The 24,330-nt window shown below is 59.0% G+C and carries 23 protein-coding genes; 15 read left to right on the forward strand and 8 right to left on the reverse strand.

Going from position 1 to position 24,330, the window contains the following annotated elements:
• Positions 1–31: 31 nt before the first annotated feature.
• The 3 genes from alg8 to yaaA all read right to left on the reverse strand — a co-directional run bounded on the left by alg8 (position 32) and on the right by yaaA (position 4,525).
• Complete coding sequence (alg8, locus tag CKW19_RS05670; protein WP_095056998.1) at positions 32–1,513, reverse strand: mannuronan synthase; 1,482 nt, start codon at positions 1,511–1,513, stop codon at positions 32–34.
• A 95-nt stretch (positions 1,514–1,608) separates the two neighbouring features.
• Complete coding sequence (locus CKW19_RS05675; RefSeq protein ID WP_095056999.1) at positions 1,609–2,925, reverse strand: nucleotide sugar dehydrogenase; 1,317 nt, start codon at positions 2,923–2,925, stop codon at positions 1,609–1,611.
• Positions 2,926–3,745: 820 nt separating this feature from the next.
• Positions 3,746–4,525: a peroxide stress protein YaaA gene (gene yaaA, locus CKW19_RS05680; protein ID WP_095057000.1), complete on the reverse strand. Its 780-nt coding sequence runs from the start codon at positions 4,523–4,525 to the stop codon at positions 3,746–3,748.
• A 203-nt stretch (positions 4,526–4,728) separates the two neighbouring features.
• Here yaaA and CKW19_RS05685 point away from each other — a divergent pair, with 203 nt between their 5' ends.
• The 6 genes from CKW19_RS05685 to CKW19_RS05710 all read left to right on the forward strand — a co-directional run bounded on the left by CKW19_RS05685 (position 4,729) and on the right by CKW19_RS05710 (position 10,045).
• Positions 4,729–5,853 (forward strand): polysaccharide deacetylase family protein, encoded by a 1,125-nt coding sequence (locus CKW19_RS05685; protein WP_095057001.1) that lies wholly within the window; start codon positions 4,729–4,731, stop codon positions 5,851–5,853.
• A gap of 336 nt (positions 5,854–6,189) precedes the next feature.
• Positions 6,190–7,584, forward strand: coding sequence for a PhoH family protein (locus tag CKW19_RS05690; RefSeq protein WP_095057002.1), 1,395 nt, complete (start codon positions 6,190–6,192; stop codon positions 7,582–7,584).
• Positions 7,585–7,812: 228 nt separating this feature from the next.
• Complete coding sequence (gene moaC, locus CKW19_RS05695) at positions 7,813–8,286, forward strand: cyclic pyranopterin monophosphate synthase MoaC (protein ID WP_095057003.1); 474 nt, start codon at positions 7,813–7,815, stop codon at positions 8,284–8,286.
• Positions 8,283–8,525 (forward strand): MoaD/ThiS family protein, encoded by a 243-nt coding sequence (locus tag CKW19_RS05700; RefSeq protein ID WP_095057004.1) that lies wholly within the window; start codon positions 8,283–8,285, stop codon positions 8,523–8,525. Before moaC ends, CKW19_RS05700 begins: the two co-directional genes overlap by 4 nt.
• A 2-nt stretch (positions 8,526–8,527) precedes the next feature.
• Positions 8,528–8,980 (forward strand): molybdopterin synthase catalytic subunit MoaE, encoded by a 453-nt coding sequence (gene moaE, locus CKW19_RS05705; protein WP_095057005.1) that lies wholly within the window; start codon positions 8,528–8,530, stop codon positions 8,978–8,980.
• 288 nt (positions 8,981–9,268) lie between these two features.
• Positions 9,269–10,045, forward strand: coding sequence for an ABC transporter substrate-binding protein (locus tag CKW19_RS05710; protein ID WP_095057006.1), 777 nt, complete (start codon positions 9,269–9,271; stop codon positions 10,043–10,045).
• A gap of 107 nt (positions 10,046–10,152) precedes the next feature.
• Here CKW19_RS05710 and CKW19_RS05715 read toward each other — a convergent pair whose 3' ends face one another.
• The 5 genes from CKW19_RS05715 to CKW19_RS05735 all read right to left on the reverse strand — a co-directional run bounded on the left by CKW19_RS05715 (position 10,153) and on the right by CKW19_RS05735 (position 15,465).
• Complete coding sequence (locus CKW19_RS05715; RefSeq protein ID WP_095057007.1) at positions 10,153–10,794, reverse strand: transcriptional regulator; 642 nt, start codon at positions 10,792–10,794, stop codon at positions 10,153–10,155.
• A gap of 90 nt (positions 10,795–10,884) precedes the next feature.
• Complete coding sequence (locus tag CKW19_RS05720; RefSeq protein ID WP_095057008.1) at positions 10,885–12,012, reverse strand: FAD-binding oxidoreductase; 1,128 nt, start codon at positions 12,010–12,012, stop codon at positions 10,885–10,887.
• A 125-nt stretch (positions 12,013–12,137) separates the two neighbouring features.
• On the reverse strand, positions 12,138–13,082 hold the full coding sequence (locus tag CKW19_RS05725; RefSeq protein ID WP_095057009.1) for an ornithine cyclodeaminase family protein: 945 nt from the start codon (positions 13,080–13,082) through the stop codon (positions 12,138–12,140).
• A 140-nt stretch (positions 13,083–13,222) separates the two neighbouring features.
• Positions 13,223–14,710 carry an ATP-dependent RNA helicase RhlB gene (gene rhlB / locus CKW19_RS05730; RefSeq protein WP_095057010.1) on the reverse strand — a complete coding sequence of 496 codons (1,488 nt, stop codon included), beginning with the start codon at positions 14,708–14,710 and terminating at the stop codon, positions 13,223–13,225.
• A gap of 98 nt (positions 14,711–14,808) precedes the next feature.
• Complete coding sequence (locus CKW19_RS05735) at positions 14,809–15,465, reverse strand: alpha/beta hydrolase (RefSeq protein ID WP_095057011.1); 657 nt, start codon at positions 15,463–15,465, stop codon at positions 14,809–14,811.
• Between the two features lie 468 nt (positions 15,466–15,933).
• Here CKW19_RS05735 and CKW19_RS05740 point away from each other — a divergent pair, with 468 nt between their 5' ends.
• The 9 genes from CKW19_RS05740 (at position 15,934) to CKW19_RS05785 (ending at position 24,285) form a co-directional block, all read left to right on the forward strand.
• Positions 15,934–16,965, forward strand: a complete 1,032-nt coding sequence (locus tag CKW19_RS05740; protein WP_046041975.1) for an amino acid ABC transporter substrate-binding protein — start codon at positions 15,934–15,936, stop codon at positions 16,963–16,965.
• A 65-nt stretch (positions 16,966–17,030) separates the two neighbouring features.
• The gene (locus tag CKW19_RS05745) at positions 17,031–18,212 is read left to right on the forward strand and encodes an amino acid ABC transporter permease (protein ID WP_095057012.1); all 1,182 of its coding nucleotides are present in this window, start codon (positions 17,031–17,033) and stop codon (positions 18,210–18,212) included.
• A gap of 10 nt (positions 18,213–18,222) precedes the next feature.
• Positions 18,223–19,320: an amino acid ABC transporter permease gene (locus tag CKW19_RS05750; protein WP_095057013.1), complete on the forward strand. Its 1,098-nt coding sequence runs from the start codon at positions 18,223–18,225 to the stop codon at positions 19,318–19,320.
• A gap of 10 nt (positions 19,321–19,330) precedes the next feature.
• A complete protein-coding gene (locus tag CKW19_RS05755) occupies positions 19,331–20,095 on the forward strand; it encodes an amino acid ABC transporter ATP-binding protein (RefSeq protein ID WP_003178331.1) in 765 nt (254 codons plus the stop codon).
• Between the two features lie 280 nt (positions 20,096–20,375).
• The gene (locus CKW19_RS05765; RefSeq protein WP_095057014.1) at positions 20,376–21,035 is read left to right on the forward strand and encodes a FadR/GntR family transcriptional regulator; all 660 of its coding nucleotides are present in this window, start codon (positions 20,376–20,378) and stop codon (positions 21,033–21,035) included.
• Positions 21,025–22,329, forward strand: a complete 1,305-nt coding sequence (locus tag CKW19_RS05770; RefSeq protein WP_095057015.1) for a CynX/NimT family MFS transporter — start codon at positions 21,025–21,027, stop codon at positions 22,327–22,329. The genes CKW19_RS05765 and CKW19_RS05770 overlap by 11 nt, the downstream gene beginning before the upstream one ends.
• 112 nt (positions 22,330–22,441) lie before the next feature.
• Positions 22,442–22,912, forward strand: coding sequence for a nuclear transport factor 2 family protein (locus tag CKW19_RS05775; protein ID WP_095057016.1), 471 nt, complete (start codon positions 22,442–22,444; stop codon positions 22,910–22,912).
• A 39-nt stretch (positions 22,913–22,951) separates the two neighbouring features.
• Entirely contained in the window at positions 22,952–23,266 is a 315-nt protein-coding gene (locus CKW19_RS05780; RefSeq protein WP_095057132.1) for a GIY-YIG nuclease family protein, read from the forward strand.
• 83 nt (positions 23,267–23,349) lie between these two features.
• A complete protein-coding gene (locus tag CKW19_RS05785; RefSeq protein WP_095057017.1) occupies positions 23,350–24,285 on the forward strand; it encodes a glutathione S-transferase family protein in 936 nt (311 codons plus the stop codon).
• The last annotated feature ends 45 nt before the right edge of the window (positions 24,286–24,330 follow it).

The raw sequence follows: 24,330 nt of genomic DNA on the forward strand, positions 1-24,330 counted from the left end.
GTTTTCCTGGTTAATTCAAAAAATGGGGCGGTCAGACCATCAACAGCAGCACGGCGACAAAAATGCTGCCGGCGGAGAAGGTCATGGTCCGAGACGACCAGGTGTTGAACCAACGTTGAAAGCTGGCGAGATCACGGGTCAGAGAAGTGGGTTGGCGAGTCCAGGACTGTTGGTCGAGGCGGAAGAACACGTAGATCTTCACCAGTGCACCGACGATCTGGTTGTAATAGAGAATCGCCGGGTAGGCCGGACCGATCCGGTGGCCGGAGCAGGACAGCAACAGGGTCAGGATCAGGCGAGTGATGCCGATCCACAGCAGGTACACCAGGATGAACGCGGTGCCGTACTTGAAGCTGGCGATCAGCGCCACAGTCAGGCCCAGCAGGGAGGTCCACATCGACACGCGCTGATCGAACAGCACCACCGAGGTGAACGCACCGAGGCGTTTAACCCCAAGACCGAGGGCGCGGGAGTTCTGCCGCAGGTTGTTGCCGTACCAGCGGAACATCAGTTTGCGGCTGGCCTTGATAAAGCTCTTTTCCGGCGGATGTTCGACGGTGTTGATCGCGGCGTCGGGCACGTAGAAGGTGTCGTAGCCCAGGCGCATCAGGCTGAACCAGCTCGACTTGTCGTCGCCGGTCAGGAACTTGAAACGACCCAGGCGCCAGTGTTGCAGCGAGTCGCTTTCCACGTCGGCGATGAATTCCGGGTTGGTGACCACAGTGGCACGGAACACCGACATCCGACCGGTCATGGTCAGCACGCGCTTGGACAGGGCCATCGAGCACATGTTGATGTGACGCTGGGCGAAACGTAGCTTGTGCCATTCGCTCATGATGTAGCCGCCGCGCACTTCGCAGAACTCGTTGGTGGTCAGGCCGCCGACATTGCCGAACAGCTGGAACCACGGCACGGTCTTGCGCACGACGCCTTCGCCGAGCACGGTATCGCCGTCAATCACGGCCACCACGGCGCGGTCATCCGGCAGGTGACGGGAGATAGCGCGGAAACCGAAGGCCAGGCCATCGCGTTTGCCGGTGCCGGGAATGCGCACGAAGTCGAGCTTCACGTTGGCCGGCGGATTCATGCGTTTCCACAGGCTTTTCACCAGCAGCTCATCGGACATTTCCACGATGGAGCAGACAATAGTGGTCGGCAGCCCGCAATCGATCGCTTCGCGGATCACCGAGCTGTAGACCTGCGCGGTGGTCAGGGCGTCAATACGGAAACTGGTGACCATCAGGAATACATGGGACGGGTCCGCCGCTTTACCCAGCTTGCGCACTTTGCGCCGCAGGTGCGGGTAGACCACGTACAGAAACAGCATGCCGCGCAGGAAGTGCGTGGCACCCATCGAGTAGCGCCAGATACCGACGATACCGATCAGGAAAATGAAGTCCTTCGACTCGGAGTCGAACGTGGACACAGGCAACGCCATGGCGATGCCCATCAGTAAACTTAGATAAAACAGCCAACCGGCGGCCTGAAGTAGGCCGTGCTTTAGCCTGTGCATAATCGGAATCCTAAAGTCAGTTGCAAGCCCCAAGCTTCAAGCCCCAAGCGAGGAGCTTTGAACTTGCGGCTTGGAGCTTGAAGCTTGCGGCTGCTTTACCAGCAGATACCTTCAGTCCGGCCAGTCACGCTGGTGGCCTTGGACATGAAGCCGACCAGGTCGATCACTTGCTTGCCGTGAGGAACGTCCAGCACCAGGGCGCGGAATTTCTCGTCACGGTTGCCGAGGATGATCACGTCGGAGTTGTTGATCACCGCGTCGAAATCGGAATTGAGCAAGGACGAGACGTGCGGGATCTTCGACTCGATGTAGTCCTTGTTCGCGCCATGAACGCGGGCGTATTCGACGTTGCTGTCGTAGATGCTCAGGTCGTAGCCCTTGCCGATCAGCATTTCCGCCAGGTCCACCAGCGGGCTTTCGCGCAGGTCGTCGGTGCCGGCCTTGAAGCTCAAGCCCAACAGGGCAACTTTGCGTTTGTCGTGGCTTTCAACGATGTCGAAGGCGTTCTGCACCTGGGATTCGTTGCTAGGCATCAGCGAGTTGAGCAGCGGCGCTGCCACGTCCAGGGAACCGGCACGGTAGGTCAGGGCGCGCACATCTTTCGGCAGGCACGAACCGCCGAACGCAAAGCCTGGGCGCATGTAGTACTGGGACAGGTTGAGGGTCTTGTCCTGGCAGACCACGTCCATCACTTCGCGACCGTCGACGCCGACAGCCTTGGCGATGTTGCCGATCTCGTTGGCGAAGGTCACCTTGGTGGCGTGCCAGACGTTGCAGGTGTACTTGATCATCTCGGCGACGGCGATGTCCTTGCGGATGATCGGAGCGTCGAGTTCTTCGTACAGCGATTGCAGAACATCGCCCGAGGCCTTGTCGAACTCGCCGATGACGGTCATTGGCGGTTGGTCGTAGTCGGCGATGGCGGTGCTTTCGCGCAGGAACTCAGGGTTTACGGCGACGCCGAAATCGACGCCGGCTTTTTTGCCGGAGCAGTCTTCGAGAATCGGGATGACCACATTGGCCACGGTGCCCGGCAACACGGTGCTGCGCACCACGATGGTGTGGCGGGTGGATTTGTCACGCAGGACAAAACCGATCTCGCGGCACACGGCTTCGATGTAGTTCAGTTCCAGGTCGCCGTTCTTCTTGCTCGGCGTGCCGACGCAGATCATCGACAGGTCGGTGTCACGAATCGCCTCGGCGAAGTTGGTGGTGCCACGCAGGCGACCGGTCTGGATACCTTGCGCCAGAAGTTCACCCAGGCCTGGTTCAACGATCGGCGATTTACCGGCATTGATCATATCGATCTTGTCTTTGGCAACATCGACGCCAACGACGTCATGGCCCCGTGCAGACAGGCAACCGGCGCAGACTGCGCCAACGTAACCCAAACCAAATATGCTGATGCGCATCGCAATTACCTCTCTGTTATCAAGACTGTATTCAACGAGCCATTAGATGGCCGGAATTAATGGTATTCAGCGTTCAAAGTGCACTCACAAGTGCGGCTAACAGGCACAACAATGCCCGGTGTTGGCATATAAGTTCCGAGTGTCTAAATAAGTGCACTCAAAGTGTGCGCAACCAGGTCTTATTGTTATGGCTTGCCCTGTTATGCAGCCGTTGGTCCTTTGGAAAAGGTGCCGGCGTACAAATCTTGCGCGCTCGATGTCAGGCCGAAAGCCCGTGGATCAAGCGGTTGGGTGCTCTGGCGAGCACGTCTATAGGGGCGCTGCCTTGGCGGTGCAGGGGATAGTCATATTGCGTATCTCCTCTCCATCATGTGTTGTTCACGTCAGGTAATGATCCGCGAAAGTTGGTGTTGTAACTTCGCTATATCAATCACTTCTCTGGGTAAGTTATCTCGTACATGTTCGGCGAGAATCGTTACCGGTGGTATGAGCGGCGCATTTGGACATAGTTCCAGTCCGTCCATCGCGAAATCTGAAATTTCTTGAAATATTGAGAAAGATGGCACTGCTCTCATATTGATAGCACGTGCCGTTTCGCCCTTTATATATAGGCGGATAATGGAAGTGGATAGTTTTTTGCCACTACCGTTAGAAAATGTCAGTGCCACTACAGAAAAAAATGCTTGAAGTCGAGTGAAACTAAAGTCAGAAATCCGATCGATAGTTTATTGGCGTCAATGGGTTGGCGATCAGGAGGGGGTTGTCGGAGGGGCAATGGGTGTCGCACGAGGGGTTTGCCCCCGTGCGTCAGGTCGCTAAATCACTCCGGCGCGTGATCGCGCAGGAACACCAGATTGTCGGGTTTAGACTGTTCGGCGCTGTAGCGATAGCCTTGTACATCGAACTGCTTGAGGGCGGCCGGGTCGTTGATGCGCTCCTCGATAACGAAGCGGCTCATCAGGCCCCGGGCCTTTTTCGCGTAGAAACTGATGATCTTGTACTGGCCGTTCTTCAGGTCCTTGAATTCGGTGTTGATGATCCGCGCATTGAGAGCGCTGCGTTTGACCGCCGAGAAGTACTCGTTGGAGGCCAGGTTAAGCAGCACGTCGTCACCCTGGTCCGCCAGGGCTTCATTCAACCATTCGCTGATACGCGTGCCCCAGAACGCATACAGATCCTTGCCCCGGGCGTTGGCCAGTTTGGTGCCCATTTCCAGGCGATACGGCATCATCAGGTCCAGTGGACGCAGCAAGCCGTACAGGCCCGAGAGCATGCGCAAATGTTGCTGGGCGTAATCGAAATCGGCTTCGCTGAGGGTTTGCGCATTCATGCCGGTGTACACATCGCCCTTGAATGCCAGCAGCGCCTGCTTGGCGTTTTCCGGGGTGAACGCGGGCGTCCAGCTGCCGAAACGCGCGGCGTTGAGGCCGCCGATCTTGTCGGAGACGTGCATCAACTCGCTGATCTGCGCCGGGGTCAGCTCGCGCAATAGCAGGATCAGTTCCTGGGAATGGTCGAGGTACTGCGGCTGGGTGAAGCGCTGGGTCGCCGGCGGTGTTTCATAGTCGAGGGTCTTGGCGGGTGAAATCACCATCAGCATGAAGTCGTCTCCTTTAATCGTGGCGGCGATTCTAGGGGGTTGTTCGTGTTGACTCCAGCTATGAGCGTGATAGGTGATCGGTGGTGTCATGGGACGAGAGAAGTACGCCGATCCCCGTAGGAGCTGTCGAGCGCAGCGAGGCTGCGATCTTTTGAGCTTCCCGCGATATAGTGCCGCGCGGGTTTTGTTATGGAGACATCCCTTTGCGTATCGTTTTATTCCTCTCGGCCTGGCTGTTGAGTTTCGGCGCCCTGGCGGCACCGGGCGATGTGGCGACGCTTGATCGCAGCACCTGGCCAGAACAGCTCAACAACCCGACGCTGTTCGACGTGGCCTCGCGCGCTGAAATCCTCATGTTCGCCCGTGTGCTGCTGGCCAGCGAGTCAGTGGATGAACGGGCACTGGCCCAGCGTCTGGGCTTGCGCACGCTCAACATGGAATCGGTCAACCGTGTCCGCCAACGCCTGTGGCAACGCCTGCTCTCCAGCTACAACTTCGCCCAGCAAAGCTGCGATCAGGACGCCTCGTTCTGTTTTCTGGTCGAAGACATGCCCACCCTGCGCGAGCAGGCCGCCAAGTTTCAGCTCGGCGATGACAGCTACTACATCAAATGGGCAGAGCCGAGCCGGCTGTTCCATACCCAATACCTGGACGAGCAGTTGCGCAAGGCTGCGCTGTTTCCGCAGACCAGCAGCGAAGTCGATCGTTTTGGCGACTTTGAGCGCAACGGCGACGCGATGCATGACCGGCTGTTTTTGCTGACCTTCGACAGTGCCGCCAATGCCGTACCGGACAATACCGGTTGGGTCACCGAGTACCTGCGCAAGTCGAACATCAATGGGACATTCTTCGTCCTCGGCAAAGATGTTCAGGCCCGTTTGGCTGAGGGCTCAGTGGCCGGCCTGCAATCCACGTACTCAACGCAATGCGTGGGCGTGCAGGGCTGGGAGTTTCGCTCCCACAGCCATTGGCAGGACTGGCAGGACTCGGTACGGCGCAGCGCTGACCTTGTGAAAAGCAAATTGCCGGAGAACTTCGTACCGCTGTTTCGTCCGCCCGATGCTCAGCGTCGTGCCGATGCCGAGGTTTTTTTCAGGACTCAGGGCTTGCAGGTGGCGCTGTGGGACATCGACGCCCAGGACGGCGCCGGCAAGCTCAAGGGCAACCAGAGTGCGCAGCGGGTGCTGACCCTGATGCTGCTGTGGCGTCACGGCGTGATCAATTTCAATGTGAAGCAGGAGGGGGTGAAGACGGCCTTGCCCTGGTTGGTCGCGCAAACGGCGCCCGTCGGGATCGGTTGGGAGGATTGTCAGGACGCGTTTCGCTGAAAACGACGAAAGCCCGTAAACATTGGGTAATTGGCGATTTTGGTGGGGATTTTGTTGCAGGTTGATCTCCGACTGTAAACGGGTGATGGCAGCTCGCCAAGTGCTATTGGTCAATCTGCAAAATAAACTTCAAAAAAACGTCAAAGTACTTTTTTCTGTCACACGTTTTGGAGTATTACGAAGACAGACCGCCGAAACCTGCAACACAGGTGGCGTCTTCCAAGACCCTACTTGTGTGCAGTTCACTTGAGTCCTCGCAGGTGAATTCGGCAGTCACTTCGAGGCGCAGCACCGTCAAGGTATTGCGTCGAATGGCTCCCACAAAGGTGACCGAGTATGGATGATCACGGACGTAGCTCTTCTTCCAACCAGCCAATCCTTTATGTACTCGATACCAACGTATTGATTCACGATCCAAACGCGCTGCTTAACTTCGAAGAACACCACGTCGCCATCCCGATGACCGTGCTGGAAGAGCTGGACAAGCTCAAGAGCGGGCATCACAGCGTTGCCGCCGAATGCCGCCAGGCCATCCGCCTGATCGACAAGACTTTGGGCGATGCCTCTCCCGAGGACGTCGAGCAGGGTGTGCCGATCCAGCGTGGCAAGAGCGGACCCAAGGGTTTGCTGTCAATTCTGATGAGCAAGCACGCTGAGCCGAACCTGATACTGCCCGAGCACCTGAACGACAACAAAATCATCAACCAGCTGATCGACCTGCACGCGCGCGACCCTAAGAAGCCCGTGGTGCTGGTCACCAAAGATATCAACATGCGCCTCAAAGCGCGGGCCTGCGGGATTGCGGCCGAGGACTACAGCACCGACCAGTTGGTCGACGACGTGTCGTTGCTGCCTAACGGTTACCACAACATGACCGGCTCCTTCTGGGACCGTGTGAGCAAGGTCGAAACCCGTCAGGACCACGGCCGCACCTGGCATCAGGTGCAGTTGATCGACAACCTGCCGGCCGTGCACATCAACGAGTTCATCATCGATGAGCAGGGGTTTGTCGGCTGGATCAAGGAGATCGCGGAAGACAAGCTGCTGATTCTGGACCTGCACCAGGAGCCATTACTGCACCAGGAAGCCTGGGGCCTGAAACCGCGCGACATCTATCAAAGCCTGGCGCTGTATGCCTTGCTCGATCCGGACATTCACTTGGTCAACCTGTCCGGCGCCGCCGGTTCCGGTAAAACCATCCTGGCGTTGGCGGCTGCGATCGAGCAGACCATGGTCAGCAAACGCTATCGCAGGATTATCGCCACCCGCAGCGTGCAGGGTCTGGACCAGGAGATCGGTTTCCTGCCCGGCACCGAAGCAGAAAAAATGGAGCCTTGGCTCGGCGCCATCACCGACAACCTCGAAGCCTTGCACATGGACGACGAAAGCACCCATGGCAGCGTCGACTACATCCTCAGCAAAGTGCCGTTGCAGTTCAAATCCCTCAACTACATCCGGGGTCGCAGCTTCCAGCAAAGCCTGATTTTGATCGATGAATGCCAGAACCTCACGCCGCACCAGATGAAAACCATCATCACCCGTGCCGGCGCCGGTTCCAAAGTGGTGTGCCTGGGTAACCTCGCACAGATCGATACCCCTTACCTGTCCGCGACCAGCTCCGGGCTGACCTACCTCACTGAACGCTTCAAGGACTTCCCGAACGGGGTGCACATCACCCTGCAAGGGGTACCACGCTCGATTTTGGCCGAATACGCCGAAACGCATCTGTAATCGCTTCATCGAAACCGGGCGGCCCTCGCGGGCCGCCCGTTTTTTTTTCAGTACGCAAAACCCTGTAGGAGCTGGCTTGCCAGCGATGGGGCCATGAGCCTTGCGGTAAACTCGAGTCCGCCACCGCCGGCAAGCCAGCTCCTACAGGTTGTGGTGCGGGCGATATTCGTGCGTGCGAAAAATTGACCCGCAGGTTTACAATCGACGCTCCTGATCAGGAGTAATCCCGTGCTGACTCATCTCGATTCCCAAGGTCGCGCCAATATGGTCGACGTCACTGAAAAAGCCGTGACGTTCCGTGAGGCGACCGCCCAAGCGCTGGTGCGCATGCTGCCCGAAACCCTGCAGATGATCGTCAGCGGCGGTCACCCCAAGGGCGACGTGTTTGCCGTGGCGCGCATTGCCGGCATTCAGGCGGCGAAGAAAACCAGCGACCTGATTCCCCTGTGCCATCCGTTGATGCTGACCGGCGTGAAAGTCGAACTCAGTGCCGAAGGCGACGACCGCGTGCGCATCGTGGCGCGCTGCAAGTTGTCCGGGCAGACCGGTGTCGAGATGGAAGCCCTGACCGCGGCCAGCGTCGCGGCGCTGACCATCTATGACATGTGCAAGGCCGTGGACCGCGGCATGACCATCGAAAGCGTGCGCTTGTTGGAGAAGGTCGGCGGTAAGAGCGGGCATTTCCAGGCGGACCCGTCATGAACATCACCGTGAAGTTTTTTGCCCGTTATCGCGAAGCGCTGGGCGTGGACTCGGTGAGGGTCGATGGTGATTTCGCCACGGTTGACGACGTGCGGGTGTTGTTGGCCCAGCGTGACGGTGCCGAGGTGTTGAGCGAACAGAATTTGATGTGTGCGCGCAACGAAGACCTCTGCCAACTTGACGAGCCAGTCAGCGATGGCGATGAAGTGGCGTTTTTCCCGACCGTGACCGGGGGTTGATCATGGCGATTCGCGTGCAGTCCACGGCGTTCGACCCGGGCGCCGAAGTCAACGCGATGCACGACGCCAATGTCGGCGTGGGGGCCGTGGTGAGTTTTGTCGGATACGTGCGCGATTTCAACGACGGACTCGACGTCGCCGGGATGTTCCTTGAGCATTATCCGGGCATGACCGAAAAAGCCCTCGGCAAAATCGCTATCGAAGCCGAGCAGCGCTGGCCATTGCTGAAGCTGGAAGTGCTGCACCGCATCGGTGCCCTGGAACCGGGCGAGCCGATTGTTTTCGTCGGCGCCGCCAGTGCCCATCGCCAGGCCGCGTTCGATGCCTGCGCCTTTGTCATGGACTACCTGAAAACCCGTGCACCGTTCTGGAAGAAGGAAAACACCAGTGACGGGCCGCGTTGGGTGGAAGGGCGTGACAGTGATCATGCGGCGGCGGATCGCTGGAACAAATAACCTCTGCAGTGCACTTCAATCAGCCATCGCTAGCAGGCTAGCTCCCACAGGTTTTGTGTGCACCGCAAATCCATGTGGGAGCCAGCCTGCTGGCGATGGCGTCATCTGCACCACTAAAAAACTTGATGTGCCCACCTCCCGACCATCGGCCGGCACGGGCCGCTTTTGCCCGATTGACGATCAATACATTAAAGTCCAGTATGGAATTACAAGTACAAAAAAGGCTTTCATCCGCTCCAATTCTTTCTTCTATCTTGCCAAACCAACAACAACCGCGAGAAAACGAACATGAAGAAACTCCCCCTCATCACCGGTCTGGCCCTGAGCCTGTTGGCGTGCAGCACTGTGTTCGCCGCCGAGAAAACCCTGCGCATCGGTATCGAAGCCGCTTATCCGCCGTTCGCCTCCAAATCGGACAAAGGTGAGATCGTCGGTTTTGACTACGAGATCGGCAACGCGCTGTGCGCACAGATGAAGGTCAAGTGCGTGTGGGTCGAAGGTGAGTTCGATGGTCTGATTCCTTCCTTGAAAGTGAAGAAAATCGACATGGCCCTGTCGTCCATGACCATCAACGAAGACCGCAAGAAGTCGGTGGATTTCACCCACAAGTACTATTTCACTTCGTCGCGCCTGGTGATGAAGGACGGCGCCGTCGTTGACGACCAGTACGCGAGCCTTAAAGGCAAGAACATCGGTGTGCAGCGTGCAACCACCACTGACCGTTTTGCCACCGAGGTGTTTGAACCCAAGGGCATCAACGTCAAGCGCTACAGCAACAACGAAGAAATCTACATGGACCTGGCAGCCGGTCGCCTTGATGCGATTTTTGCCGACACCATTCCACTGAACGACTTCCTGCAGATGCCGCGTGGCAAGGGTTACGCCTTTGTCGGGCCTGAGCTGAAAGACCCGAAATACGTGGGGGAGGGCGCCGGGATCGCTGTGCGCAAAGGCAATGGTGAGTTGGTCAGTGAGCTGAACACGGCCATTGATGGTATTCGTGCCAATGGCGAGTATCAGAAAATTTCGGACAAGTATTTCAAGTCCGACATCTACGGCGACTGATCAAACGCCATCGCTAGCAGGCTAGCTCCCACAGGTTTTGTGTACACCGAAAATCCATGTGGGAGCCAGCCTGCTGGCGATGGGGCCGGAACAATCCCTGCAAATGATCAGCCCTTCAATTCCTTCAAATGCTTGTACACCGTCGCCCGGCCCATGTTCAGCACATTGGCCACGTAGTTGGAGGCGCTTTTGCCCTTGAACGCGCCTTCGGCGTGCAGCGCCAGCACCAGTTCACGTTTGTGGTCGCGGGTCAGGACGTTCAGGCTCAGCTGGCGTTCGCGCAGCCAGGCGTGGAGGAAGGTGTTGATCCGCTCCTGCCAGTCATCGCGAAACAGTGAATCCGGTTGCGGGATCAGCTTGGTCGGCGACAGGAACAGGTCCAGTGCGGCCTTGGCATTTTCGAACAGCGAAATATTCAGGTTGATGCACAGCATCGCCAGCGGATGACCTGCGCTGTCGCGTAACACAGTGCTGAGGCTACGAATCTTCTGACCATCCCAATTGAGCTTTTCGTACGGCCCGATGTTTCGGTCGCTGACGTCGTCGCTGAGCATGTCTTCCAGTGCCGAGTCGTCGCCGATTTCCCGCTTGGACAGGTTGTTGGCGATGTAGTCGACCTTTTGCGTGCGCAGGTCGTGCAGCACCACTTCGGCGTGGGGAAAGAACAGCGTGGCGATGGCATCGGCAATCGCCCGGAAGTTATCCAGCGAGGTGTGATTCAGGGCCGTGTCGGTTTCGGGGGCGTTCATACAGTGGAGCTCCAGGCAGCGTCAGCGCCCCATGGGAGGGGCGCTGAAAGTGTGCCGTAATCGTGTGGGCACGTCACCTGCGGGCAACGATCAGCCCAGGCGAGCAGGGGACAGCATTTCAGTGCTCAGGCCGAAGCGAGTAAGCGGCTCTGGCAAGGGCTCACCGCGTACCAGCGCGGCGCTGGCCTGCCCCATGGCGGGCGAGGTCTGGATGCCGTAACCGCCTTGCGCCGCGACCCAGAACAGCCCCGGTACCTGCGGATCGAACCCGGACAGCAAATCGCCGTCACTGACGAAACTGCGCAGGCCGGCCCAGGTGCGGGTTGGACGGCGGATGGTCAGGGTCGTGGCTTCTTCGATCTGGTAGATGCCCATGGCGATGTCCAGCTCTTCAGGCTGCACGTCGTGAGGTTCCACCGGGTCGGCGTTGGCCGGCGAGCCGAGGAACATGCCGGCGTCGGGTTTCATGTAGAAGGATTCGTCAAGGCTGACCAGCATCGGCCAATGATGAATGTCTACGCCTTCGGGGCCAGCAAAGATGAATGCGGCGCGGCGCTTGGGTTGCAGGCCCAGCGGCTTGGCTCCGGCAAGTTCACCGATCTTGTCGGCCCAGGCGCCGGCGGCGTTGATGATGATCGGCGCGCTGAAGGTGTGGGTGTTGGTCTGAACCTGCCAGATGCCTTCGGCATCGCGGCTCAGGCTCTGCACTTCGCAGTCGGTATGGACTTCACCTTTGTTGCGGCGGATGCCACGCAGATAACCCTGGTGCAGGGCATCGGTGTCGATGTCGCTGGCGGTCGGGTCGTAGATCGCCCCGTGGACTTTCTCGCGACGCAGGATTGGCACCCGCGCGCAGGCTTCTTCGGCGCTGAGCAACTGCATCTCAGGCACCGTGGATTTTGCGCTCTGGTATTGCTTGTTCAACTCAATCGGGTCACCGGTGAAGTCCACGGTCATTTCGCCGCGCGGGGTCAGCAGCGGGTGTTCGCAGAAGCCACTGGGCGGTGCATCGAAAAAGTCGCGGCTGGCTTGGGTCAGTGCGCGAACCTGCGGAGTGCCGTATGCGGCGGTGTACAGCGCAGCGGAGCGTCCGGTGGAGTGATAAGCCGGGTGGGATTCGCGTTCGAGCACGACCACGCGGCCGTGTTGCGACAGCCAGAAACCGGTGGAAGCGCCGGCAATCCCGCCGCCGATGATGATGAAGTCTGCCTGGCTCATGAGAATCTCCTGTTATCGGTTATCCCGGTAGGAGCCGGCTTGCTGGCGATGGCATCGCTGCGGTTTATCTGATGGACCGCGGCGTCTGGATCGCTGGCAAGCCAGCTCCTACAGGTTTCGTATTGTTAGGGCAGCAGGTGATAGATCGCATTGGCCAGTGCAATGTCTTCCAGGCCCAGGCCGATGGAGCGGAAGAGCACATGCCGCTCGTAGTCGGGACGCTGGATTTTTTCGCTGAGCAGGTCCGCCAGGTCACCGACTATCGTGCGCTTGTCCCAACCATGCTGCTCGCCGGCGATCAGCATTTCGCCTGCCGAACCCGGAGTGGTCAGGCGATAATCGCAGAACACCTGCATGTCATTGAGGCTCTGCGGTGGCACTTCATGGGCGCGTGGGGCGTTGGTGCTGATGGAGGTGATCAGCGCGGGTTTGCTCAAGCAGGCAGGATCAATGACCGGTCCGGCGGACGAGGTGCAGAGCATGATCACGTCGGCGTCTTGAACGGCAGCTTCGCGACTGTCGGCGATGCTCAGGCGCGGCTCGATGTCTTTTAGCAGGTTCATGGTTTCAGCATCTTCATGCAGGCTTGGCGAGTACAGGCTGATACTTTCCCAGTCTCGCAAGCCCTTCACATAATGCAGGTGCGCCTGGGCAACTTTGCCGCTGCCGATGATTGCCAGGCGGGTCGCGCTCAGCGGGGCGAGGGCATCGACCGCCACGGCAGTCGTCGCGGCGGTACGTGCGGTGGTCAGTTCCGCGGCATCGCAAAGCAGCAGCGGTTGGCCGGTCTGCATCGACATCAGCAGCGTCCACGCTGTCACCAGCGGACCTTGCTCGCGCACGATGTAAGGCGAGGTCTTGACCCCATAAACACCGTCTTCAGCCAGCACACCCAAGTAATTGATGAAGTCGCCCGCACCCGCTGGAAATTCAACCAGTTGCTGTGCCGGTTGCACGGCTTGCCCCGACGCCAGGTCACGAAACAGTTTGCGCAGGATCTGCGGAACGTCGACTTGCGCCAGCAACTCGCGAGCCTGGGATTGGTTGATCACGTGGGGCGTACTGGACATGGTCGGCTCCGAACACTCGAACTAAACTAATTTGTCTATTATGGACTTTTAGTTGTCGTGAGCAAGCGCCTGTTGAAAAAATCGAGACGAAAAAAAAGCGCAGACCGTTTGCGGCTGCGCCTCTTTCTGCAAGGCGCCCGTTACGGACGCTTGCGCTCAACCGCCCGCAGCAGGTGCGTCGGAGGGGTTTCACAGCTGATTTTCTTGCCCAGCAGCGCCTCGATGGACGGTAACTGGTAGGAGTCGTCTTCACCGGCAAAACTGATGGATACGCCATCGGCGCCCGCGCGACCGGTGCGGCCGATACGGTGCACGTAGTCGTCCGGGACTTCCGGCAGGGTGAAGTTGATCACGTGGCTGATGCCGTCGATGTGGATGCCGCGACCGGCCACGTCAGTGGCGACCAGCACGCGGATCTTGCCTTCGCGGAAACCTTCCAGTGTCTTGATGCGCTTGTGCTGCGGCACGTCGCCGGACAGCTGCGCGGCGTTGATGCCGTCGCGCACCAGGCGTTCTTCGATGCGCCGCACTTCATCCTTGCGGTTGGCAAACACAATCACCCGCTCCCAACCGTTGTCGTTGACCAGGTTGTAGAGCAGTTTGTATTTGTCGGCACCGGCCACCGCGTAGATGTGCTGCTCGACGTTTTCGTTGGCCACGTTCTGCGACTCGATCTCGACAATCGACGGGTCGGTGGTCCATTGCTTGGCCAGGTTCATCACGTCTTCGGTGAAGGTCGCGGAGAACAGCAGCGTCTGACGCTCGCTCTTCGGCGGGGTCTGGCGAATGATCTGGCGCACTTGCGGGATGAAGCCCATGTCGAGCATGCGATCAGCTTCGTCCAGCACCATGACTTCGACCATGTCCAGGTGCACGTCGCCGCGCTGGTTGAAGTCCAGCAAGCGACCCGGCGTAGCGACGAGGATGTCGCAGTGACGGGCTTCGAGGTGCTTGAGCTGCTTGTCGAAGTCCATGCCGCCGACGAACGTCATGACGTTGAGCCCGGTGTACTTGGTCAGGTCAGCCGCGTCTTTGGCGATCTGCACCACCAACTCACGGGTCGGGGCGATGATCAGCGCCCGTGGCTCGCCCATATAGCGCTCTTTCGGCGGCGGGGTTTGCAGCAGCTGGGTGATGATCGACACCAGGAACGCGGCGGTTTTGCCGGTACCGGTCTGGGCGCGGCCGATGGCGTCTTTGCCGGCGAGGGTAAAGCCCAGCACCTGGGCCTGGATCGGCGTGCAATACGGGAAGCCCAGGTCCTGGATGGCGTGCATCAGTTCCGGGGCGAGTTTGAAATCGTGGAAGCGGGTTTTGCCTTCCTGGGGTTCGACGACGAAGTCTTCGAGTTTCCACGGGATGACCGGCGCTTTTGGCTTTGGTTCGCGGCGTGGCTTGGCGGTTTTCGGCGCTTCGTTGTGCGGTTGCTCCGAGACGGTTGGCGCAGCAGGCTCGACGGCCGGAGCGCTCATCGGCTCATGTTTCGGTGCCGCTACAGGGGCGGTCTGGCCAGGCTGATTACCGTCGGTGCGGGGGCTGGAGTGGTGAGACGGAGCGCTGGTGACTGGCGCGAGTTGCTCAGTCTCGCTTTTACCGAACATTTTCTTGAGTGCTTTGAGCACGGTCATCTCATCAATTGGTTAAGGAATGTACGCCGGCCAGTGTAATGCAAGAATCGGGCGCGGCGTAGTGGGATGGATCAAAGGGCGCTTTTAAACATCATTGATCAACGCAAGCGCTCGGCGAGCCAGACGCCGATGTCGCGAATCTCCTCGGGTAACACTTCGTGGCCCATTGGGTATTCCTGCCATGTCACGGTGACACCACGCTCTTTCAAATGCTCATAGGCGCTGCGGCCCATCGAGTTTTGCACCACATCATCGTACTGACCGTGCAAGGACAGCACCGGAATACGCTGCTGGCTGGCGGACAATTCCAGCGCTTCATTAAAGGTGGGGGCATAAGTGGAGAGGGCAAGTACGCCACCCAAGGGGCCCTGCCATTTCAGGAAGGCGGTGTGGAATACGACCGCGCCACCCTGGGAAAAACCGGCCAGAAAAATACGCGAGGCGTCTATTCCGCTGGTCTTCTGCGTTTCGATCAGTTCGATGATCCAGTCGGCCGACGCTTCCAGTTGTTCGCGGTTGATCGCGCGCGCGGGGCTCATGGCCAATATGTCGTACCAGCTCGGCATCTCGTAACCGCCGTTGATGGTGACGGCGCGGCTCGGTGCCTGGGGCAAAACGAAGCGTGTACTCAACAGGCTTTCCTGCAGGGCTTCGGCCACCGGCAGGAAGTCGTAGCGATCGGCACCCAGGCCATGAAGCCAGACCACGCAGGCATCTGCGGTCTTGACGGGTTCAAGAATCAAGGGGTTGGTCATGGCTGCTCCAAAAATGTGCGTGCGCTCTCATTGAGGGCAAGGTGTGAGTGCGCGTCTGGTGGATCCGTTAAGAAGATGTCGCAAGGCTACAACTTTTGCTATTGACCTGTCCCTTATTGGCTTCGGCGGCCGGTGTGGTACGGGCTTTGCTATGGGGAAACGGTGCAACCCATCTCGCGTGCGGCGGTAACACTATCAGTCTACTGCCGAGCGTGGGATAGCAAAGAATCCGGTGATGGATGTTCGCCAATGGCCGATACGGGCTTCGCGAACGTGAAAGGGCTACAGCCCGTTCGGCCGATTGGTGAGAAGTGAGTAATCCATGATGTGGATTTTCTCCTACTAGACTCATAGCTAACGTCTTACGTCGGTTGACCCCAAAAACAAGCCAACACGGGTCGACTACGCCTCAAAAGGGTGCGACAGGACTCACGCTCCGACACAACAAGAGCAAAACTGGAGGTTTGAATGAAGATGTTGAAATCCACCCTGGCGATCGTGACTGCAGCCGCAGTCCTTGGTGTCAGCGGGTTTGCCCAGGCGGGCGCAACCCTGGATGCAGTGATGAAGAAAGGTTTCGTGCAGTGTGGCGTCAGCGATGGTCTGCCAGGCTTCTCGGTTCCGGATTCCACCGGCAAGATCGTCGGTATCGATGCTGACTATTGCCGCGCTGTGGCCGCTGCCGTTTTCGGTGACGCGACCAAGGTCAAATTCAGTCAGTTGAACGCCAAGGAGCGCTTCACCGCGCTGCAGTCCGGCGAAATCGACATCCTGTCGCGCAACACCACCATGACCAGCTCCCGTGACGCGGGCATGGGCCTGAAATTCCCGGGCTTCATCACCTACTACGATGGCATCGGCTTCCTGGTAAACAACAAGCTCGGCGTGAAAAGCGCCAAAGAGCTGGATGGCGCGACCATCTGCATCCAGGCCGGTACCACCACCGAGCTGAACGTTTCCGACTACTTCCGCGGCAACGGTCTGAAATACACCCCGATCACTTTCGACACCTCCGATGAAAGCGCCAAGTCGCTGGAATCCGGTCGTTGCGACGTGCTGACCTCCGACAAATCCCAGCTGTTCGCCCAGCGCAGCAAGCTGGCTTCGCCGAAGGACTACGTGGTTCTGCCGGAAACCATTTCCAAGGAACCTCTGGGCCCGGTCGTGCGTAATGGCGACGACGAGTGGCTAGCCATCGTGCGCTGGACTGGCTACGCCATGCTCAACGCTGAAGAAGCCGGTATCACTTCGAAGAACGTCGAAGCTGAAGCCAAGGGCACCAAAAACCCAGACGTTGCCCGTCTGCTGGGTACCGACGGTGAATACGGCAAAGACCTGAAAGTGAAGAAAGACTGGGTCGTGCAGATCATCAAGCAAGTCGGCAACTACGGCGAAGTGTTCGAGAAAAACCTCGGCAAGGGCACTCCGCTGGAAATCGACCGCGGGCTGAACGCTCTGTGGAACGCTGGCGGCATTCAATACGCACCACCAGTGCGCTGATGGTTCTATCACCCGGTGGGCCAACCACCGGGTGATGTTCTGTTCCATTATTTGCGGGGCACTTCATGCAAAATTCAATCGGCGCACCTAAGCAGAGGCTCAGCCTCAGCGATCCGCGAGTGCGTGCGTGGGTATTTCAGATCATCACGATTTTCGGGGTGGTTTCGCTGGGCTGGTTTCTGTTCGATAACACCCAGACCAATCTGCAACACCGGGGCATTACCTCCGGTTTCGACTTTCTGGAGCGCAGTGCCGGGTTCGGCATCGCTCAACACCTGATCGACTACACCGAAGCGGACAGCTATGCCCGGGTGTTTGTCATCGGTCTGCTCAACACCCTGCTCGTGACCTTCATCGGCGTGATCCTGGCGACGATCCTGGGCTTTATCGTCGGTGTGGCACGGCTGTCGAAGAACTGGATCATCGCCAAAGTGGCGACGGTGTATGTGGAAGTCTTCCGCAACATTCCGCCGCTGCTGCAGATCCTGTTCTGGTACTTCGCGGTATTCCTGACCATGCCGGGGCCGCGCAACAGCCATAATTTCGGCGATACCTTCTTTGTCAGCAGCCGTGGTCTGAACATGCCGGCGGCGTTGATGGCAGATGGTTTCTGGCCGTTCGTGGCGAGCATCGTGGTGGCCATCGTCGCCATCGTGCTGATGACCCGTTGGGCCAACAAGCGCTTCGAAGCGACGGGCGTGCCTTTCCACAAGTTCTGGACCGGCCTGGCATTGTTGTTGGTGATCCCGGCACTGTGCACGCTGGTTTTCGGCGCACCCGTGCAGTGGGAAATGCCTGAGCTCAAGGGTTTCAACTTTGTCGGTGGCTGGGTGCTGATCCCGGAACTGCTGGCGTTGACCCTGGCCCTGACTGTCTACACCGCAGCGTTCATCGCCGAGATCGTGCGTTCGGGCATCAAGTCGGTCAGCCACGGCCAGACCGAAGCGGCGCATTCCCTCGGCCTGCGCAACGGTCCGACCCTGCGCAAGGTCATCATCCCGCAAGCCCTGCGCGTGATCATTCCTCCGCTGACCAGCCAATACCTGAACCTGGCGAAAAACTCCTCGCTGGCGGCCGGTATCGGTTATCCGGAAATGGTTTCGCTGTTTGCCGGGACCGTGCTCAACCAGACCGGCCAGGCGATCGAGGTGATTGCCATCACCATGAGCGTGTATCTGGCGATCAGTATCAGCATTTCCCTGCTGATGAACTGGTACAACAAGCGCATTGCGCTGATCGAGCGGTAAGGAAAAGCGCATGAGCACTCATACTTTCAAACCTGACATGCCTCCACCGAGCAGCAGCATCGGTGTGGTGGCATGGATGCGCGCGAACATGTTCTCCAGCTGGCTCAACACCCTGCTGACCTTGTTTGCGTTCTACCTGATCTACCTCGTGGTCCCGCCGATCCTGCAGTGGGCAATCCTTGATGCCAACTGGGTCGGCACCAGCCAGGCCGACTGCACGAAGGAGGGCGCCTGCTGGGTGTTCATCCAACAGCGTTTCGGCCAGTTCATGTACGGCTACTATCCGCCGCTACTGCGCTGGCGCGTGGACCTGACGGTGTGGCTGGCGATTGTCGGCGTGGCACCATTGTTCATCTCGCGCTTTCACCATAAAGCGGTGTACGGCCTGAGCTTCCTGGTGCTCTACCCGATCATTGCCTGGTGCCTGTTGCATGGCGGCGTATTCGGCCTCGACACCGTGGCGACCAGCCAATGGGGCGGCCTGATGCTGACCCTGGTGATCGCCACTGTCGGTATCGCCGGCGCGCTGCCGCTGGGTATCGTCCTGGCGCTGGGGCGCCGTTCGAACATGCCGGCGATTCGTGTGGTCTGCGTGACCTTCATCGAATTCTGGCGCGGCGTGCCGTTGATCACGGTGCTGTTCATGTCCTCGGTGATGCTGCCGTTGTTCCTGCCCGAAGGGATGAACTTCGACAAGCTGCTGCGGGCACTGATCGGCGTGATCCTGTTCCAGTCGGCCTACGTGGCCGAAGTGGTGCGCGGTGGCTTGCAAGCGATCCCCAAGGGTCAGTACGAAGCCGCCGCCGCAATGGGCCTGGGTTACTGGCGCAGCATGGGCCTGGTGATTCTGCCGCAAGCCCTGAAGCTGGTGATCCCCGGCATCGTCAACACCTTCATCGCGCTGTTCAAGGACACGAGCCTGGTGATCATCATCGGCCTGTTCGACTTGCTCAACAGCGTCAAGCAAGCCGCCGCCGACCCGAAATGGCTGGGCATGGCCACTGAAGGCTATGTGTTCGCGGCCCTGGTGTTCTGGATTTTCTGTTTTGGTATGTCGCGCTACTCCATGCACTTGGAACGTAAGCTCGACACTGGCCACAAGCGTTAGGAGTTCTTTTATGAGCGAAGCAATCAAACAGCCTGTGAGCCCTGAAGGCATTATTCAGATGCAGGGCGTGAACAAGTGGTACGGCCAGTTTCACGTACTCAAAGACATCAACCTCAACGTAAAACAGGGCGAGCGTATCGTGTTGTGCGGCCCGTCCGGTTCGGGCAAGTCGACCACCATCCGCTGCCTCAACCGTCTGGAAGAGCACCAGCAGGGCCGGATCGTGGTCGATGGTGTTGAGCTGACCAACGACCTCAAGCAGATCGAAGCGATCCGCCGTGAAGTCGGCATGGTGTTCCAGCACTTCAACCTGTTTCCGCACCTGACCATCTTGCAGAACTGCACCCTGGCGCCGATGTGGGTACGCAAGATGCCCAAGCGCAAGGCCGAGGAAATCGCCATGCACTACCTGGAACGCGTACGCATTCCGGAGCAGGCGCACAAGTATCCGGGGCAACTGTCCGGTGGTCAGCAACAGCGTGTGGCGATCGCCCGTGCACTGTGCATGAAACCGAAAATCATGTTGTTCGACGAACCGACTTCGGCACTCGACCCGGAGATGGTGAAAGAGGTTCTCGACACCATGATCGGCCTGGCTGAAGACGGCATGACCATGCTCTGCGTGACCCACGAAATGGGCTTCGCCCGCACCGTGGCCAACCGCGTGATCTTCATGGACAAGGGTGAAATCGTCGAACAGGCTGCGCCAAACGACTTCTTCGACAACCCGCAGAACGACCGCACCAAGCTGTTCCTGAGCCAGATCCTGCATTGATAAAAGCCAGGCAGTGAAATAAACCCGGACCGAGTTCCGGGTTTATTTTTGCTTGGAGCTCAAGCTTTTCTGTAGCGAGGGAGCTTGCTCCCGTTTGGCTGCGTAGTGGCCCCAAGGTCTTCAAGATCATGGACGATTGTGAGTGCTGCGCACTCAAGCGGGAGCAAGCTCCCTCGCCACAGGTTGATTTATCTATTGCACCTTTGTGGTTGCCCTGCGGAAAGATGCTGACTAACATGTCAGAAAATTCATCCTATGATTGGATGAAAGGGCGAATCCTATGTCTGAAATTTCTCCACTCGTAAAGCGATCTTTGGTCGATCAGGCCCTGGAACAGTTGCGCCTGCGCATCAACCAGGGTGTGTGGGCCATCGGCCAACGCTTGCCGACCGAGCCGGAGTTGTCCGCCGAATTGGGCATCAGCCGTAACACCGTGCGTGAAGCGATGCGGGTATTGGCGTTTTCCGGCTTGATTGAAATCCGCCAGGGTGACGGCAGTTATCTGCGCGCAGTGGTCGATCCGCTCGACACCGTAAAGGCATTGTCCTGTTGCTCCCTTGAGCAGGCCCGCGAAACGCGGCACATCCTCGAAGTCGAGGCCATCGGCCTGGCGGCACTGCGCCGTACCGATGAGGATCTGCGGGCATTGCGCGAAGCACTGAGCGTCAGCGGCAACCACTATCACGGCGACCTCGACACTTACATCGCCTGCGATCTGGTCTTTCACCGCCGCTTGGTGGACGCCGCACACAACCCGACCCTCAGCGAGCTGTATCGCTACTTCTCCAGCATCATCGGCGCGCAATTGCGCCAGACCCTGAACATCGTTCCGCGACGCCAGGAAGTGTTCGACTTGCACATCGAGCTGCTCGATGCCGTCGAACAACGCGACCCGGAGCGGGCCAAAGCCCTGTCGAGGCAGTTGATCAATGAACCTTGAAACCGAGACGTCCATGCGCCGCAGTGATTTATCCACAGCCCCCAAGCGTTCGGCAGAGCTGGAAGAGTTACTGATCGATGCCGAGGCCGATGATGAGCAGGTCCAGCAAGCCCACCCGGTTTTACGCCGGCCATGGCTGTTGCTGCTGGGCCTGATCCTCGTGGCATTGAACCTGCGCCCGGCGTTGTCGAGCATGGCGCCGATGCTCAGCGAGGTGTCGAAATCCCTGGGTCTGACGGCCTCCCAGGCCGGTTTGCTGACGACGTTACCGGTGCTTTGCCTTGGTCTTTTCGCACCGCTGGCACCCGTGCTGGCGCGACGTTTTGGCGCCGAGCGGGTGGTGTTGGGCATTCTCCTGACGCTGGCCGGCGGCATCATTCTGCGCAGTTCGTTTGGCGAGATCGGGTTGTTTGCCGGCAGCGTGCTGGCCGGCGCCAGCATCGGCGTGATCGGCGTGTTGCTGCCGGGCATCGTCAAGCGTGATTTCCCGAAACAGGCCGGAACCATGACCGGCGTCTACACCATGGCGCTGTGCCTCGGTGCGGCGATGGCGGCAGGGGCAACCGTGCCGTTGAGTGAACATTTCGACCAGAGTTGGGCAATGGGCCTGGGCTTCTGGGTGATTCCGGCACTGGCCGCAGCGATGTTCTGGTTGCCGCAAGTCAGCCAGAAACACGGCGCACACAACGTGGCCTATCGCGTTCGGGGCTTACTGCGTGATCCGCTGGCCTGGCAGGTGACCTTGTACATGGGCCTGCAATCGTCCCTGGCCTACATCGTATTCGGCTGGTTGCCGTCGATTTTGATTGCTCGCGGGTTGACCCCGACCCAGGCCGGTCTGGTGTTGTCCGGTTCGGTGATTGTGCAACTGATCAGCTCCCTGGCCGCGCCATGGCTGGCCACGCGGGGCAAGGATCAGCGCCTGGCCATCGTGATCGTGATGGTGCTGACCCTCGGCGGTTTGTTCGGTTGCCTGTATGCGCCGATCGAAGGCTTGTGGGGCTGGGCGATTGTGCTCGGGCTGGGGCAGGGCGCCACGTTCAGCCTGGCGTTGACCCTGATCGTGCTGCGCTCGCGCGATTCCCACGTGGCAGCGAACCTGTCCAGCATGGCCCAGGGCTTCGGTTACACCCTGGCGTCGATGGGGCCGTTCGCGGTGGGTATCGTGCATGACTGGACTGGCGGCTGGACAGCGGTAGGCTGGATCTTCGGCGTTATCGGCCTGGGCGCGATCATCGCCGGTCTGGGCGCCGGGCGTTCGCTGTATGTGCAGGTCGAAAGCGAGAAAATCTGACACTCGCACACTGTCGGTATTCGGTTCACGAATGCCGATAGTGTTCCGCGCATTTGCAGACTATCGTGCAGGCAAACGCTCGACGCCAATTTGCACAACAGGGAGTCTGCTCATGAGTGACGCCAACAACGTCTTGATCACCCGCCTCTACGAGGCTTTTCAGCGCCTCGATGCCGAGGCCATGAGCGCCTGCTACACCGACGACGTCGTGTTCAGCGATCCGGCCTTCGGCGAACTGCGCGGGCGCGATGCCGCAGATATGTGGCGCATGCTCACCACCCGCGCCAAGGATTTCTCTCTCACGTTCGATAACGTGCGCGCTGATGAGCGTACCGGTGGCGCCCATTGGGTGGCGACGTACCTGTTCAGCCAGACGGGCAACACCGTGATCAACGACATTCAGGCGCGATTCGTTTTTCGCGATGGCAAGATTTGCGAACATCACGACAGCTTCGATCTGTGGGCCTGGTCGCGTCAGGCGTTGGGTTTCAAAGGCCTGTTGCTGGGCTGGACGCCGTTGGTGCGCAACGCTGTTCGCGCGCAGGCATTGAAGGGGCTGAAGGCATTCCAGGCCAGTCGCTGATAAGATCGCGGCTTGTTTCCTTTCAAGCCTGATCGTTACGTGACCACCCTCAGCGAAAGCCCTGTCGACGCCGACACACCCGCGAGCAAAACCTGGTTCGTCTATCTCGTACGCGCCGCCAATGGCTCGCTGTATTGCGGGATCAGCGATGATCCCGTGCGCCGGTTTGCCAAGCATCAAAGCGGCAAGGGCGCTCGGTTTTTTCTCTCCAGCCCCGCCATGGCCCTGGTCTACACCGAACGCTGCCGCGACAAAGGCGACGCGTTGCGTCAGGAGCGGTTGATCAAGAAACTGAAGAAAAGCGCCAAGGAATGCCTGGTGGCGAGTGCCGCTGTGGTTTATCAATCTGACTGATAAGTTCCCATCAGGCAGAACTGTGGGCTGCTAACCGATTGCGCGCTAAGCTGCGGATTCCTATCTTTGCGGCGGAGCCGAGCATGTCCGAGTTGATTCTTCATCATTACCCGACGTCCCCCTTCGCCGAAAAGGCCCGCCTGCTGCTGGGCTTCAAAGGGCTGTCCTGGCGTTCGGTGAAAATCTCGCCGGTGATGCCAAAACCCGATCTCACGGCCCTGACCGGTGGCTATCGCAAGACGCCGGTGTTGCAGATTGGCGCGGACATCTATTGCGACACTGCGTTGATTGCCCGTCGACTGGAGCAGGAAAAGGCCTTGCCGGCGTTCTTCCCTGAAGGTCAGGAAATGATCGCGGCGTCGTTCGCCGCCTGGGCAGATTCGGTGGTGTTTCAGCATGCGGTCAGCCTGGTGTTCCAGCCGGAATCGATCGCGGTGCGTTTCGGTACCTTGCCGCCGGAGGCGATCAAGGCGTTCATCGCCGACCGTACCGAATTGTTCAGCGGTGGCAGCTCGACCAAGTTGTCCACCGAACAGGCCAAACATCAGTGGCCGACGATCATGTCGCGGCTGGAGTTGCAGTTACAGCGCGAGCAGGGCGACTTCCTGTTCGGCGAACCGTCGATTGCCGACTTCGCCCTGGCTCACTGCTTGTGGTTCCTGAAGGCAACTCCGGTTACCGCACCGTTGGTGGATGCGTACCCGGCCGTTGCTGCATGGCATGCGCGGGTGCTTGGCTTCGGTCATGGCGCATTCAGCGAGATGACGTCCGAAGAAGCATTGGAGGTTGCGCGCACGTCCCAGCCTGCGGCATTGCCGGATGAACAGTTTGTAGATCCAAACGGGCTCAAGGCAGGTCAGCAGGTGGTGATCGCGGCGACTGATTACGGCGTTGATCCGGTCGCCGGGGAATTGCTGTTTGCCGGTAGCGAGGAGTTGATTGTGCGTCGCGAAGATGAGCGTGGCGGTGTGGTGCATGTGCACTTCCCGCGGTTTGGTTTCCGTATCGAAGCTCAGTAATCGTCACAAACGATATTGGAACTGACCCGAACCTGTGGCGAGGGG

The organism is Pseudomonas sp. Irchel s3f7 (genome assembly GCF_900187615.1).
Taxonomy (GTDB): Bacteria; Pseudomonadota; Gammaproteobacteria; order Pseudomonadales; family Pseudomonadaceae; genus Aquipseudomonas.